The organism is Allopusillimonas ginsengisoli (assembly GCF_004153455.1).
GTDB lineage: Bacteria > Pseudomonadota > Gammaproteobacteria > Burkholderiales > Burkholderiaceae_B > Allopusillimonas > Allopusillimonas ginsengisoli.
Map to the genome: position 1 here is coordinate 393621 of NZ_SDQE01000003.1, position 13121 is coordinate 406741.

Sequence of the window (13121 nt, forward strand, 5' to 3'; positions counted from 1 at the left end):
TCAATCCAGCCCCCATTTCATCACACCTACAAGGTATCTGGCACATGCACTTCAAAACCGTTGCAATCGTCGGGCGCCACCAGGACACCGGACTGGACGCTCCCTTGCGCAAGCTGGCCGCCACACTACAGGCTGCAGGCTGCACGGTGCTGATCGAGGCTGATACCGCCCGCAACACCGGTATCACCGAACTTCCCATCGCCACCTACGAAGATATCGGCAAGCAAGCCGATCTGGCCGTCATCATGGGCGGCGACGGCACCATGCTTGGCGCCTCGCGCCAATTGGCCCAAAGCGGCGTTCCGCTCATCGGCATCAACCACGGTCGGCTCGGCTTCATCACCGACATCCCCCTGCAGAGCGCAAACGATGCGCTGGCCAGTGTTATCCATGGCAATTTCGACACTGAAGACCGGGTGATGCTGGAAGGCTCTGTCACCAGAGGGGACACCACCCTGTTCTCCGGGCTGGCGCTCAATGACGTTGTCCTGAACCGTGCCGGGCGCGGCGGCATGATAGATGTCAAGGTCGAATTCAACAACAATTTCATGTATAGCCAACGGGCGGATGGCTTGATTGTGGCCACGCCAACGGGCTCCACCGCCTACTCGCTCTCCGCATCGGGGCCGGTCGTACATCCTACGCTCAATGCAATACTTCTGGTTCCGGTATCGCCGCAAACCCTGTCCAACCGCCCAATCGTGCTGCCCGATACCGGCACGATCAGCCTGACCATCACCGCGCTGGGCCGCGTGGAATCCGGCGCCAGCGTGCACTTCGACATGCAAACATGGTCCGATTGCCAACCGGGCGACCGCATCGACGTGCGCCGCGCCCGCCATAGCGTAAGATTCATCCATCCCACCGGTTACAGTTTTTTCTCTACGCTGCGTCGCAAGCTTTACTGGAATCACATGCCGCAACCCTCGGATGAGGCCGAATAAATCATGCTGCGCACGCTGCATATCCGAGATTTTGTTATCGTCGACGAAGCCGAACTGCATTTCGAGCCCGGGTTTACCGTGTTCTCGGGCGAAACCGGCGCAGGCAAATCAATACTGGTCGATGCACTGTCCCTGGCCCTCGGGGCGCGGGGAGATGTCACGGTTCTGCGCGAAGGCGCCGCACGCGCCGATATTACCGCTGTTTTCGAGCCGCCGAGGGCGTTGCGGGGCTGGTTGGAGGACCATGAGTTCGATACCGATGATACGCTCGTGCTGCGCAGGGTCATCGATAGCCAAGGACGCAGCCGCGCCTTCATCAATGGCCTGCCGGTCGCGCTGGGCCAATTGCGCGAACTAGGCGAGCAGCTTGTCGACATCCACGGCCAGCATGCCCACCAAAGCCTGCTCAAACCAGCCAGCCAGCGCGAATTGCTTGATGCCCAGGGCGGGCATACGGATCTGTCCCGGCAGGTGCAGCAGGCCTGGCACACATGGCAGCAAGCCCGCAAAGCACTGGACGATGCGTTGCAAAATGCCGCAGCGCTCGAGGAAGAGCGCGAAAGACTTGCATGGCGGCTGGGCGAACTTGAACGCCTGGCGCTCGCCCCAGGCGAATGGGAAGCCCTGAGCAACGAACACAACCGCCTGGCGCACGGCCAAGCCTTGCTCGACGGCGCGGCCCAGACGCTGGCCGCGCTGGACGACGAAAACGGCTCTGCCCGCCAGGCCCTGAACACAGCCGCTCACCATTTGCAGCAACTCCTTCGCCACGATGCACAACTGCAAGGCATCTACGACGCCATAGACTCCGCGCGCATCTCCGCCGATGAGGCCGTATCGGATCTGAACAGCTACCTTGACCGGCTCGAACTCGAACCCGACCGGCTTGCCCAGGCCGAACAGCGCATGACAGCCATCTTCGAGATGGCGCGCAAATTCAATATCGAACCGGCGGAGCTGCCTGCGCTGCAGCAAGATCTTGCCAACAAGCTCAACGCAAGCCAAGCCGCCGCCGATACCACGGCCCTGCAAAAAAACGCGGACGCCGCCCAGACGCAATACAGCCAGTTGGCCGAACGGCTCAGCCAGGCTCGCCACAAAACAGGCAAGGCACTGTCCAAACGGGTTACCCAGGCCATGCAGACCCTGGCCATGCAAGGCGGGCGCTTCAATGTAACGCTGTCCTCTTGCGCCCCAGGGCCCCACGGCAGCGAGTCGGTCGAGTTCCTGGTGGCCGGGCACGCAGGCACAACGCCGCGGCCATTGGCCAAGGTGGCTTCAGGGGGGGAACTGGCCCGGATTTCGCTGGCGCTTTCAGTCATTGCCAGCCAAGCCGCACGCGTGCCCACGCTTATCTTCGACGAAGTCGATACCGGGGTGGGCGGGGCCGTGGCAGAGGTCGTGGGCAGGCTGCTACGCGAACTGGGCGAACGACATCAAGTACTGTGCGTCACGCATCTGCCTCAAGTGGCGGCGCGTGGCATGCATCATTATGAAGTAAGAAAATCCATGACGGGCGACAGCACGTTGTCTCAAATTGCCTTTCTGGATGAGGCCGGACGCGTCAACGAAGTGGCGCGCATGCTGGGCGGGCTGAAAATCACCGCCACCACACGCAAGCATGCGCGCGAAATGTTGGCCAGCTAGCGCCCGGATGCACGCATCAGGCCATATCTAGGCCGCGGCGCCTTTGTTATGCCCTTTGGCCTGGCATTCCGGACAAATGCCATAGAGCATCATCGTATGGCTTTCGAGAATAAAATTCTTGTCCTTGGCCACCTTGTGCTGGCGTTTCTCGATTTCGGCATCCGTAAACTCGACGACCTTGCCACAATTGGTGCAGATAAGGTGGTCGTGGTGGTCGCCGTCGTTGAGTTCGAACACAGCCTTGCCGCCGTCGAACTGGCTGCGCACCAGAATGCCAGCCTGCTCGAACTGGGTGAGAACACGATATACCGTGGCCAGGCCAATATCCACATCCTCTGCAATGAGAGTGCGGTAAATGTCTTCTGCGCTCTGGTGACGCTGGTCGGCCCGTCGAAAGATGTCAAGAATCTTGAGGCGGGGAAACGTCGCCTTCAAGCCCATGTTTTTCAGTTCATTTTGATCGTTCATAGCTAATAAAATATCTCTGGCGGAAGGGTGAAAGCACGCCCGGGTGCGACGAACCAAAAAAGCGCCCGGAACCGACTAACGCTCATGCGTGTATTGTTTACCCTTTATGATAACGGTTTTATTCGATCTGGATAACAGGGGCGCTTTGTGCTGACAACTGCTAAACCTTATTACCGAGTGCTGCGCACCGGCTTGGCCGCGGCCGTACTGGCCACTGGCCTGGCCGCCTGCGGCTCCACCAACTGGGGCTTTCCTTATCGCCCCAACGTCCAGCAAGGAAACTGGATCACCTCCGAACAGGTTGCGCAACTGCAACCGGGCATGACACGCGAACAGGTGCGCTACATCCTGGGTACACCGACATTGCAGGATATCTTCCATAGCAACCGGTGGGATTATCCCTACTATAACAACCCCGGCTACGGCGACGACCAGCAACGCAAGTTTACGGTCTGGTTCGATGGCGACAACCTGATTCGCTGGGAAGGCGATCAGCAACCGGATCGCCAGCCGTTCCAGAAAGCGGATACCGGCATGCAAGAAAAGGCCGAGCGCGATGCCGCAGCAGGCGCCAGCGGTGGACAGCCCGCCGTCAGTGGCGGCGTGCCTGCGTCGGGCAGCTATACGTTACCTGATGGCAGCGTACATCCGCAACCGGGCCAGACGGTACCCCAAGTGGGCACGGGCGAGCCGGGCATGCACAGCACCACGCCCGACGCGAATGCGCAGGACGCCATGCAACCCACAGACGGCTCCACCCGACCTGCGGACGAGGCCCAGCGGATTGAGCCTCGCCAGCCACTGATCAACAGAATCGAACCGCGTCCGGCAACCGGAGCGCCCTCGCCGGGCCGCGGCACCAGCGAACCACTACGTTAACCTGGGGGAGAACAATGCGTATTGCCATAGCAGGGGCAGACGGCCGTATGGGCCGCATGCTGATCGAAGCCGTGCTGCAAAGCCCTGACCTGACACTGACAGCAGCGCTGGATCGCAGCGGATCGGCAGCCCTGGGCCAGGACGCCGGCGCGTTTCTCGGCAACGAGACAGGTGTAACCATCAGCGATGATCTCGGCCAACTCGCCCATGCCGATTGCCTCATCGATTTCACCCGCCCCGAGGGCACGCTCGCGCATCTGCAGGCCTGCATCGAGCACGGGACAAAATGCGTGATCGGCACGACGGGCTTTGATGACCAGGGCAAGCAGGCCATACAGGCCGCCAGCCAGCACGTTGCCATCGTGTTCGCCCCCAACATGAGCGTCGGGGTCAACGCCACCTTGAAACTGCTGGATATGGCGGCCAGGCTGCTTAATTCTGGCTACGATGTCGAAGTGTTCGAGGCGCATCACCGCAATAAGGTAGACGCTCCCTCAGGCACGGCGCTGGCCATGGGAGAGGCGGTCGCCAGCGCCTGGGGCAAAAAACTGGACGATATTGCGGACTGGGCGCGGCACGGCGAAACCGGGGCTCGCGAAACCGGGCAGATCGGGTTTTCGGTTCTGCGCGGCGGCGACCTCGTCGGCGACCATACGGTTTACTTCTGCGGCACCGGCGAACGCATCGAAATCACCCACCGTTCCAGCAGTCGGTCCACGTATGCCCAGGGCAGCCTGCGCGCCGCCCGCTATTTATCGCGCAAGGAGTTCGGGCTGTTCGATATGCAGGACGTGCTGGCCACCTGATTGCCTGCAACAGTCAGCATCGTGTTTCGCGGGCGGCGTGTCATCACCTTGCCCGGAAAACGCAACCATGGAGAGCCTGTCGCCGGTATTCAGCAATACACCGCCACGGGTTCCTGCTCCAGTGTTACGCCGAATCTGGCCAGCACATCGGCCTTGATGGCCTGCGCAAGATGTGCGATATCGTCGGCCGATGCGCCGCCGTGATTGACCAGCACGAGTGCCTGGCGCTCGTGCGTGCCCACAGGCCCCATCCGCCTGCCCTTCCAGCCCGCGCGGTCAATCAGCCACCCCGCGGCCAGCTTATGCGTTGTACCATCCACTTGCCCATAAGCCACAATATCGGGATATTCGCCTCGCAGACGGCGTAGTGTGGCGGCGTCGACAATAGGATTCTTGAAAAAACTGCCTGCATTGCCCAAGACAGCCGGATCCGGCAATTTGCTGCGCCGTATCTCGCAGACCGCGTCAAAAATCCGGCGCGGCGTCGCCTGACCCGAACAGCTCCCCAACACGGCATGCCGCTTCAAGTCGGGATATTCGAGCACAGGCTGCCAGGACTTGGGCAGGCAAAAACGCACCGACACAATCAGCCAGCGACCTGGTTCGGCCTGCTTGAAAAAACTCGTTCTGTACGAGAACCCACAATCGTCGGCCGACATCTCCACCCTGCTTCCCATCTTTAAGTCCCACGCAACCAGGCTGTGGAAGCGCTGATCCAGTTCCACGCCATACGCACCGATATTTTGCACGGGCGCGGCGCCGACTGTGCCAGGAATCAGGGCAAGATTCTCCAGCCCTGGCCATCCCTGTACGAGGCAGTGATCAACAAAATCGTGCCAGACCTCGCCCGCTTCGGCCTCGACAATCCAGTGCTCATCGGTTTCGGCAACCAACCGTATGCCTCGCGAGACGACCTTGATGACCAGACAGTCCAGGGAAGCGCCCAATACCACGTTGCTGCCGCCGCCCAGAACGAAAACGCGCGAATGCTGCGCGGCCAGCTCCGACAACGCGGCCAATTGCGCGGCTGACTCATACCGAACCAGCGCGTGCGCGGTCGAGCGCAAACCCAGTGTATTGAAAGAGGTCAGATCCTGTGAGGATGTGTGAAGCAAGATAGTGGATTCCGCAAAGTGGGTGACGCCAGCCCAGCGCTTGCCTTAGCGCCGCAGCATTGGAACGACGTAAGCATAACCGCGCTGAAATCCGCGTTCAAATGCAAAATCCTATCCAGCACACCGCCTGGCCCGGCTGCACACCCTGCCTGAACTACCTTATTCAGGCGAATTGGGCTAGGATGATGCAGGAGTGTCGTTTCGTAAGGATGTTGCGGCAATGTATGAATCAAAAAACCAGCCTCTTTTGCATCCCCGCGAGTTCAAGTACAGAATGCTACGTCATATCGGGCTTGCGATTCTCGTCGTAGGGCTCACCCTATCCATTGGCGTGCTGGGCCACCTGGGCCTTGAACCTGTCGCCTGGCACGACGCCATCCTGAATACTGCCATGATACTCAGCGGCATCGGCCCCTACATCATGCCGGCCAGCGTGCCAGGAAAGCTATTTTTCTCACTGTATAGCATTCTTGTTGGCCTGGCTTTTGTCGCCACGCTGGGCTTGGTGCTCGCGCCGCTTGCGCATCGCATCATTCACAAATTTCATCTTGACGAAAGCAGCAGCAATTAAATGAGCTGGCTAGGGCAGCGCCTGCATGCCGAAGATGAAAAACTTCCGACGCGCGGACGTGTCAGTCGCAGCAAACAACCAGCACCTGCGCCGGCTGCCGGCTCAGGCTGAGGTACACATGGCCAACACCGCTATTGAAATAGGCCGTTTCGTGACGCGCCAGCACTACGCTGTCTCCGGATTCGAACTCGATCCGGATCTTTCCGGATAAAACCACCGCGAACTCCTGGCCCGCATGACGAATGTAATCGTCAAACTCAGACATATCGCGCGCTTCGATTCTGGCCACCATGGGCTTCATTCTTTTGCCCGGATACTCGCCAAAAATAAGACTGTAATCGTAGTTGCTCGTCGTGTAATGCTGAACATCTTCCAGGCTGTTTTTCAACACAACCGGCTGGGTATCGGGCACTTTCTCGCCACCGACCACGAATAGCGCGGTCATGTCCACGCCAAGTGCTTGCGCCAGACGGGCGAACTTCGCGTAGCTCAGCGCAGTCTGCCCCAGCTCGGCCTTGGACAGTGTCGAAACAGCCAGGCCGGTTGCTTCGGAAACCTGCTTTAGCGTCATGCGGCGTGCCTTGCGGATGCCGCGCAGGCGAGCGCCTACCTCGGCATTTCCAGCCAGCTCGCCTTTGCTCGGTGCATCAGTCATCATCAGGGGGCTAGATCAGTTCTGTTTAACAGCCACTGTTTTAATACGAAACCACCCGATCAGGGTACAAATCATCAATACAAAACCCAGATAGCCAAAGAACGGATACACCGTGCCAACCAGGTTGATAAACCCTGCAAGGCTGCCGATAAACGCCAGCACTCCGGCGGCGATCGTGCCCCACCTGAAACGTGCCGTGCCGGGCTCCAGCAGACGCGCGGAGAAAGAATACAACACACCGACAGCCGTATTCAGAATCATGCCGAAGATTGCGACACCCATGATAATGCCCACGACAGGGGACAATTGCGTCGCCAGCAGCAACATGGGCATGGCAATACCGCCCAGTTCATCCACTCTCGCAAACATCCCGCCTGCGATCAGCAACATCAGCAAACCCAACAACACTCCGCCTATCACCCCACCCCACAGTGCAGTTTTGCGATCCACCGCCTGGCCGCCCATAATGACCAGGAAAGGCGCGCCGGCGACAATGTTGTACGACACATAAAGCAAGGCGGCTATCAACCAGTTGCCCGCACCGTGAGGCTGGCTCTGGGCTGCGGCCTGAAGCACCTCGAGATCGGCATCCCGACTCACGATGGCTGAGCTCGCCACAATGACAACCATGAGCGCCAACAATGGGGTGATGGAGCCAATAAAGCTGATGACTCGTCTGACGTCCAGGCAGACGATGGCAATTGTCAGAATCGTTACCGCGACGCTCCCCCACAGCTTGGGAATGCCCGCCAATTGCTCCAGCAGCGCTCCCGCGCCTGCAATCATCACAACGGCAATGGCAAACATGAAGAAGGTAATCATGGCATCGACAAATACGCCAAGATATTTTCCGCAAATGGCATAGATAACCCGTTTGTGCGATAAAGACGCCTGCTGCTGGCCCAGCGTGGAAAGCGCCATGGCCAGAAAGATAAACAAGGCGCTGCTGATCATGACCCCCACCAGCCCGATCAAGCCGAAACTGGTAAAAAACTGCATGATCTCCTGCCCGGACGCGAAGCCAGCCCCTACGACAACGCCTACGAATGCGCCCGATATTCTGAGTACTTCCTTTATATTCACCATATTCCCTCCCCTGTTTGTCAGTCGATAGAACAATCAGTTTGCTGCGGCCACGACCTAAAACCGCGGACACACATGCCGTCTTATTTTTTGGATGTACAAAATCTTGCGGGATCCACCGCCTGGGCGGATACGCCGTGATCCGTCAATGCCGCAGGCAAGGCTTGGCCCAGCAATAGCGTCGAAGCGAGTTCGGACGCGCCCGCCGCCGTCTGTATACCGTACCCGCCCTGACCTGCCAGCCAGAAAAAGCCCGGCACCTTGCTATCCCAGCCGATAACGAATTCATGATCGGGGGCAAAGGAACGCAATCCAGCCCACACATGACTCGGACGCCGTATGCGCAACGTAGTGACCTCCTCAATGCGATAGATGCCCATCGCAATATCGAGCTCTTCGGGCACGATATCCTGAGGGTCGACAGGATCTGCATTGGCCGGTGACCCCAGCAACACGCCGGCGTCCGGCTTGAAGTAATAGCTCTCGTCAACGCCCAGAACCGTTGGCCAGTGCGAGATATCCGTGCCGTCTGGCGCCGGAAACAAAAAAGCGGAACGGCGCATGGGCTGAATGCCAAGCGATGCCACGCCGCATACCCCGGCAACAGCATCAGCCCACGCGCCTGCGGCGTTGACCACAACACGGGCGCGCAGAATGTGCGAATTTGACGTGCGCAGTGTCCAGACCGCATTGCCGTATTCGGCCGACTCGAGTTTGGCATTGGCCTGCAATGTTGCACCGTGAGCGCGCATGCCACGCAGAAACCCCTGATGCAGTCCATGTACATCCATGTCGCTGGCGACTGGATCGTAAATCGCGCCAATCAATCTATCGGGTGTCAGACAGGGAACCATCTGCATTGCCTCGTGCGCGGTCAACCTGTTGACCTCTAGCCCCTGTGTCCGATAGGCGTCGTATGCTGCATCCAGCATGCCCTCCTGACCGGTATGGCCGATATACAGCACGCCACGAGGCGCCAGAATGGGGTGTTCTGTAAAGCCGCTGGGCGGGTGCAGAAAAAAATCGCGGCTGGCGCGCGTCAGGGCGCGCGTGTGGGCGGTGCCATAGGTTTCCATGAACATGGCGGCTGACCTGCCTGTAGAGTGATACCCTGGCTGCGACTCCTGCTCAAGCACAACCACCGACGCGCCAGACAGGCTCAAGCGATAGGCGACCGACGCGCCGGCCATGCCGGCCCCGATGATGGCGTAATCGAACAGCGCTACTGAATTCATGTTTTGTCCTGAAATTCTCATATTCGAGAATAAGCATAGACCAGATAGCCGCCAGGCAACAGCCCAGTTACAAGTTTGCGGGCTACCGCCTCATTGCGGCCAGCCGCCAGTCCACGAGCACGTCCCGTCAATCATCCGCCCGTCGTACCGCATCCCGGGGGCGGATAAATGGGGGCGAAACCCGGTGCGATCCGGGGGGAGACAGGGTTTAGGCAGCCGAGAGATCTCATTGTCGGCTCAATTTTCCAAAAACAAAAAAAACTGCTATGATCGCGTTCTTCGTTGATTGGCGCATCTTGTTCGCGGCAATCAAAACGCGGGAATAGCTCAGTTGGTAGAGCGCAACCTTGCCAAGGTTGAGGTCGCGAGTTCGAGACTCGTTTCCCGCTCCAAGGATTTTCGTCCATGGACGTCTATAGAAATCCATAGAACACAGAGAAAAGGAGCTTCGGCTCCTTTTTTCGTTTCTGGAGCGTCCATCAACATCCAGGGACGTCCACCTACAGCCAGCGTTTTTTAGGCTCCACCCAAGGGGTCTTCGACCAATGGTTCTCACACCGCAGCCGCACGCTGCAACATGGCCACCAAAGTACGTTCGGTCAAATTGAACGAATCGAACGATTGACGTAAGATGGCTCGTAGACTTGCACGAGGAGTCCGAGATGCAAACCTTTACCGCCAATGAGGCAAAAACTCGATTCGGTGAACTGATCGACCGGGTGCAACGCGAGCCGATTCAGGTCACGCGGCGCAACCGGGTTGTCGGCGTTATGGTATCTGCCGAGGACTACCACGCAATGCGTGAGTTCTATGCAGATCGGCTGCGACGCAACTTGAAGCAAAGTGCCGAAGAAGCCGCCAGCAAGGGCTTGACGGACAAGAAGCTGGAACAGCTTTTGGCCGATGAGGATTGAGCGCGCTGTCATCGATACCAACGTTCTGATCAGTGCAGCGCTATCGCCACGATCTGCCCCGGCGCAGATCGTGGATTGTCTTCTGCAACACGCGACGTTGGTGTTTTCACGAGAAACCTTCGAGGAACTTGAAACCAGGCTCTGGCGTCCAAAATTTGACCGCTATCTGGACATGGAGCGTCGGCGCCTGCTGTTGCATGACTTCGCTGCCGCGGCTCAGTGGATCGATTTGCCTGCGCCGCCCAGACTAGCGTACAGCCGCGATCCTGATGACGAGGTGTTTCTCCATACGGCCCTACAAGGCAAGGCGGAATGGCTGATCAGCGGCGACAAGGATTTGCTGGAACTTCCACCGGCTGACTGGGAATTCGAAATCCTGTCGCCGGCTCAGGCTCTAGAGAAATGGCATCAAAAATGAGCTTCTTTGAAAATGGCCGATCGAACAACTATTGAGCACTCGCACACGCTTCCCCAGGCATTCCTCACTTTGCTAGATCGGGATATCGACACTGGGCGCCAATGTCCGGCCACTTCCGGAGGATTTGGCTCAGTTCATGCTGGCACAAATCGCGCTTCTCCCCAGTGTTGATCTGGATGAAGCGTTCGAAGCTGATATTGACCTGTGACAGGTTCTGCCCCTAACAAGGATAGGCGTGCCTTGCGTACGTGTGCTGATCTATATCGCCAGCACCGTGCCACGGAACACGACATTGACCTCGACCTTGACCTGGCTGGCCTCGTTCTCGGCTATCAGCTTGGTGTCGCCAAGGTCTTTGCTACGGACCAATCGTGTCTGTACGCCCAGGCGTTCGACGCGCTGCGCGATGGCGGCCAGTTCCTGGTTGATTGCCTGTAATGCCTGGTCGCGAGGTGTCTGCCAGGGGCGGTACACCACGTCTATATCTACCGACAGGCGGGGCATGTCCCGCAGGAACAGATTGATGGCCGTGCCACCCTTCATGGCGAAGATGTCGTTGTCGAACACGTCGGGCGCGATATTCAACAACAGACGGACGGATCGGCGTACTGTTTATCCATGAGGGTTCAGGCTTAAAAGGGTTCCATCGCCCAGCCGACTCATCCAGCGCCTGGCGCTGCCGGAGCGTACCGGATATTGCGCCAGCAGTTCATCCACGTCGATGACGCCGGTTTCCCGCGCCCAGGTCAGGAACAGGCGCACGGTCTTGACGCTGGTGCAGCAAGCCAGTAGCCGTCCGAGCACGTCCTTGCGCGGTGAGCGCAGGCCGTCGAACAGGTTGCGGGACTCTTCGAGGCTTTCCCGCGTGCCGGTGTCGTAAAGCAGCTCCAGCACAGCACGTTCGGGCACTGCCACCCGGAGCCCTGCGGGCTGTCCGGGTGGTGTGTGCAGAGTCTTGTTGACGAGGTCATCGTCGGGCCAGTCGAACAGCCTGGCGTTGACGTAGCGCGCTGGAAAGCGTGTGGTGAACCAGCCAGGCAACGTAAAGCGGGCCTCGCCCCAGAGCACCAAGGTTTCCCTGGGAGCCAGGTTGTGCCGAACCCCTTGCAGCGCAAGAGCACTTTTGCCGCCGATGTGCAGCCCGGCAACCCGCTCTTGCAGGAGCCGTAGTGCACCGCTGGCGTCAAAGTTATCGTTGGGGTAGGCATAGACGCCGTGCCCCAGGCGCACCAGCCAGCCGCTCTCGGCGTAACGGGCGGCCAGCTTGGGGGACACGCCGAAGGTTTCCAGCACGGCGAGATCGAACGGAGCTCCCCGAGGAAGCTCCGCCTGCAAGCGCTTGATTATCTGATACCTTGAATATTCACTCATATGTGAAATATACGTCAAAATCTAATCAACCTCCATTGAATTTGATAATTTTTGCTCTGAAATTCGCCTCATGATGGAATTTTATGACAAAATCCAATCTTAACCAGACAGATTGAAAAACGTAGCCAGGATAGGCCCATCGTCGCTGACGACGAACCAAGACAGGAAGACGGTTCCACCTATTCTTCCAGTACGACTCGAAGGCAAAGACTCATCGTCCATGCTTGGGCCAACGATGAAGCATCGGGCAACTTCATGCAAGACATATGCCCCAGCAATGACGACCGACGCGGCTTGGCGCGATACATGGATGCCAGCACTGGATGCAGGTGGACCGCCTTCGTTGGCGTTGCGAAATAGTTAGTCCACAATCCAGTCCATTCAGTCACTCTGGATAAAGGTATTTTGTTTTTAGTCAATGGGTTATGGCTTCATCCTGGAGCTCGTTTCCCGCTCCAGGATTTAAAAGGGCCGAGCTTTTATTCGGCCTTTTTGTTTTTCCCACTTCTATTCCATCTATCGCTCGTTGGAATAGCTTGAATCGCACATCGGGAAAGATGATCTATTTTTTAGGGCGAACAAACCCGACGATGTAAAAGCCGGCTTTAGGGCATGAGCTCGCATCCGGGACCGCACTTTCCTCCCGATACTTCGCCAAAATAAGTAAAATTCCTTGCATGTGAATACACGGGGCTGGGTCACGCCAAAAAGCTTGGCGGCTTCGGTCTGGCTCACCTTGACGCGAACGCGGATTTCTTTGACGCCTTGGCCCGCTGTGTTCATTGGCTTCCAGTCATCCCGGATCCAAACCATTTTGAACCTGATCGATCTGGTGACCAGCGTCGCGCTTGGCAGAAGGCGGGCAAGCGCGAAGATGGCTGCAGCCTACTTTTTGAGAGTGTCCGTAATTTTGTGTTCGGTCCTATGATTATCTTCAAGGAGATGAACCATGGCACAAGAACCAAAGAAGGAACCTAAAGGCATTCCCAAGGGTGCGTTACCGGCCAGCGCCCAG

Annotated in this window: 12 protein-coding genes, 1 tRNA gene and 2 pseudogenes; 8 read left to right on the forward strand and 7 right to left on the reverse strand. The window is 58.2% G+C overall.

Annotation, left to right across the window (positions count from 1 at the left end; genetic code table 11):
- Window positions 1-44: 44 nt before the first annotated feature.
- Window positions 45-944, forward strand: a complete 900-nt coding sequence (locus ERE07_RS09985; protein WP_130008661.1) for an NAD kinase — start codon at window positions 45-47, stop codon at window positions 942-944.
- A 3-nt stretch (window positions 945-947) separates the two neighbouring features.
- A complete protein-coding gene (recN, locus tag ERE07_RS09990; RefSeq protein ID WP_130008662.1) occupies window positions 948-2591 on the forward strand; it encodes a DNA repair protein RecN in 1644 nt (547 codons plus the stop codon).
- Between the two features lie 27 nt (window positions 2592-2618).
- Here recN and fur read toward each other — a convergent pair whose 3' ends face one another.
- A complete protein-coding gene (gene fur / locus ERE07_RS09995) occupies window positions 2619-3059 on the reverse strand; it encodes a ferric iron uptake transcriptional regulator (RefSeq protein ID WP_130008663.1) in 441 nt (146 codons plus the stop codon).
- A 192-nt stretch (window positions 3060-3251) separates the two neighbouring features.
- Here fur and ERE07_RS22020 point away from each other — a divergent pair.
- Window positions 3252-3611: pseudogene (locus tag ERE07_RS22020) on the forward strand (outer membrane protein assembly factor BamE); the annotation flags it as partial.
- Between the two features lie 341 nt (window positions 3612-3952).
- Window positions 3953-4744: a 4-hydroxy-tetrahydrodipicolinate reductase gene (dapB, locus tag ERE07_RS10005; protein ID WP_130008664.1), complete on the forward strand. Its 792-nt coding sequence runs from the start codon at window positions 3953-3955 to the stop codon at window positions 4742-4744.
- Between the two features lie 89 nt (window positions 4745-4833).
- On the opposite strand, the gene murB is transcribed toward dapB, so the two are convergent.
- Window positions 4834-5862 carry a UDP-N-acetylmuramate dehydrogenase gene (gene murB, locus ERE07_RS10010; RefSeq protein ID WP_130008665.1) on the reverse strand — a complete coding sequence of 343 codons (1029 nt, stop codon included), beginning with the start codon at window positions 5860-5862 and terminating at the stop codon, window positions 4834-4836.
- A 217-nt stretch (window positions 5863-6079) separates the two neighbouring features.
- Between murB and ERE07_RS10015 the strand changes: the two genes are divergently transcribed.
- Window positions 6080-6430: a two pore domain potassium channel family protein gene (locus ERE07_RS10015; protein WP_130008666.1), complete on the forward strand. Its 351-nt coding sequence runs from the start codon at window positions 6080-6082 to the stop codon at window positions 6428-6430.
- A 61-nt stretch (window positions 6431-6491) separates the two neighbouring features.
- Here the strand turns inward: ERE07_RS10015 and ERE07_RS10020 are convergent, their stop codons facing one another.
- From ERE07_RS10020 to ERE07_RS10030, 3 genes are all read right to left on the reverse strand, one after another.
- The gene (locus ERE07_RS10020) at window positions 6492-7088 is read right to left on the reverse strand and encodes a helix-turn-helix domain-containing protein (RefSeq protein WP_130008667.1); all 597 of its coding nucleotides are present in this window, start codon (window positions 7086-7088) and stop codon (window positions 6492-6494) included.
- Window positions 7089-7100: 12 nt separating this feature from the next.
- Window positions 7101-8171: a YkvI family membrane protein gene (locus ERE07_RS10025; RefSeq protein WP_130008668.1), complete on the reverse strand. Its 1071-nt coding sequence runs from the start codon at window positions 8169-8171 to the stop codon at window positions 7101-7103.
- 80 nt (window positions 8172-8251) lie between these two features.
- Window positions 8252-9403 (reverse strand): NAD(P)/FAD-dependent oxidoreductase, encoded by a 1152-nt coding sequence (locus ERE07_RS10030; RefSeq protein WP_130008669.1) that lies wholly within the window; start codon window positions 9401-9403, stop codon window positions 8252-8254.
- Between the two features lie 316 nt (window positions 9404-9719).
- Here ERE07_RS10030 and ERE07_RS10035 point away from each other — a divergent pair.
- From ERE07_RS10035 to ERE07_RS10045, 3 genes are all read left to right on the forward strand, one after another.
- Window positions 9720-9795, forward strand: a tRNA-Gly gene (locus tag ERE07_RS10035).
- Window positions 9796-10065: 270 nt separating this feature from the next.
- Entirely contained in the window at window positions 10066-10317 is a 252-nt protein-coding gene (locus ERE07_RS10040; protein ID WP_130008670.1) for a type II toxin-antitoxin system Phd/YefM family antitoxin, read from the forward strand.
- A complete protein-coding gene (locus tag ERE07_RS10045) occupies window positions 10307-10735 on the forward strand; it encodes a putative toxin-antitoxin system toxin component, PIN family (protein ID WP_130008671.1) in 429 nt (142 codons plus the stop codon). The genes ERE07_RS10040 and ERE07_RS10045 overlap by 11 nt, the downstream gene beginning before the upstream one ends.
- Window positions 10736-10996: 261 nt before the next feature.
- Here ERE07_RS10045 and ERE07_RS10050 read toward each other — a convergent pair.
- Window positions 10997-11355 (reverse strand): annotated as a pseudogene (locus ERE07_RS10050) (nucleotidyl transferase AbiEii/AbiGii toxin family protein); the annotation flags it as partial.
- Window positions 11348-12106 (reverse strand): type IV toxin-antitoxin system AbiEi family antitoxin domain-containing protein, encoded by a 759-nt coding sequence (locus tag ERE07_RS10055; protein ID WP_130008672.1) that lies wholly within the window; start codon window positions 12104-12106, stop codon window positions 11348-11350. The pseudogene ERE07_RS10050 and the gene ERE07_RS10055, both read right to left, overlap by 8 nt.
- Between the last annotated feature and the right edge of the window lie 1015 nt (window positions 12107-13121).

Excerpts from the sequence above, each read along its gene's own strand:
- ERE07_RS09985 (WP_130008661.1), top strand. The coding sequence starts at position 45 with ATGCACTTCAAAACCGTTGCAATCGTCGGGCGCCACCAGGACACCGGA.
- recN (WP_130008662.1), top strand. The coding sequence starts at position 948 with ATGCTGCGCACGCTGCATATCCGAGATTTTGTTATCGTCGACGAAGCC.
- fur (WP_130008663.1), bottom strand. The coding sequence starts at position 3,059 with ATGAACGATCAAAATGAACTGAAAAACATGGGCTTGAAGGCGACGTTT.
- dapB (WP_130008664.1), top strand. The coding sequence starts at position 3,953 with ATGCGTATTGCCATAGCAGGGGCAGACGGCCGTATGGGCCGCATGCTG.
- ERE07_RS10015 (WP_130008666.1), top strand. The coding sequence starts at position 6,080 with ATGTATGAATCAAAAAACCAGCCTCTTTTGCATCCCCGCGAGTTCAAG.
- ERE07_RS10020 (WP_130008667.1), bottom strand. The coding sequence starts at position 7,088 with ATGATGACTGATGCACCGAGCAAAGGCGAGCTGGCTGGAAATGCCGAG.
- ERE07_RS10025 (WP_130008668.1), bottom strand. The coding sequence starts at position 8,171 with ATGGTGAATATAAAGGAAGTACTCAGAATATCGGGCGCATTCGTAGGC.
- ERE07_RS10030 (WP_130008669.1), bottom strand. The coding sequence starts at position 9,403 with ATGAATTCAGTAGCGCTGTTCGATTACGCCATCATCGGGGCCGGCATG.
- ERE07_RS10040 (WP_130008670.1), top strand. The coding sequence starts at position 10,066 with ATGCAAACCTTTACCGCCAATGAGGCAAAAACTCGATTCGGTGAACTG.
- ERE07_RS10045 (WP_130008671.1), top strand. The coding sequence starts at position 10,307 with ATGAGGATTGAGCGCGCTGTCATCGATACCAACGTTCTGATCAGTGCA.
- ERE07_RS10055 (WP_130008672.1), bottom strand. The coding sequence starts at position 12,106 with ATGAGTGAATATTCAAGGTATCAGATAATCAAGCGCTTGCAGGCGGAG.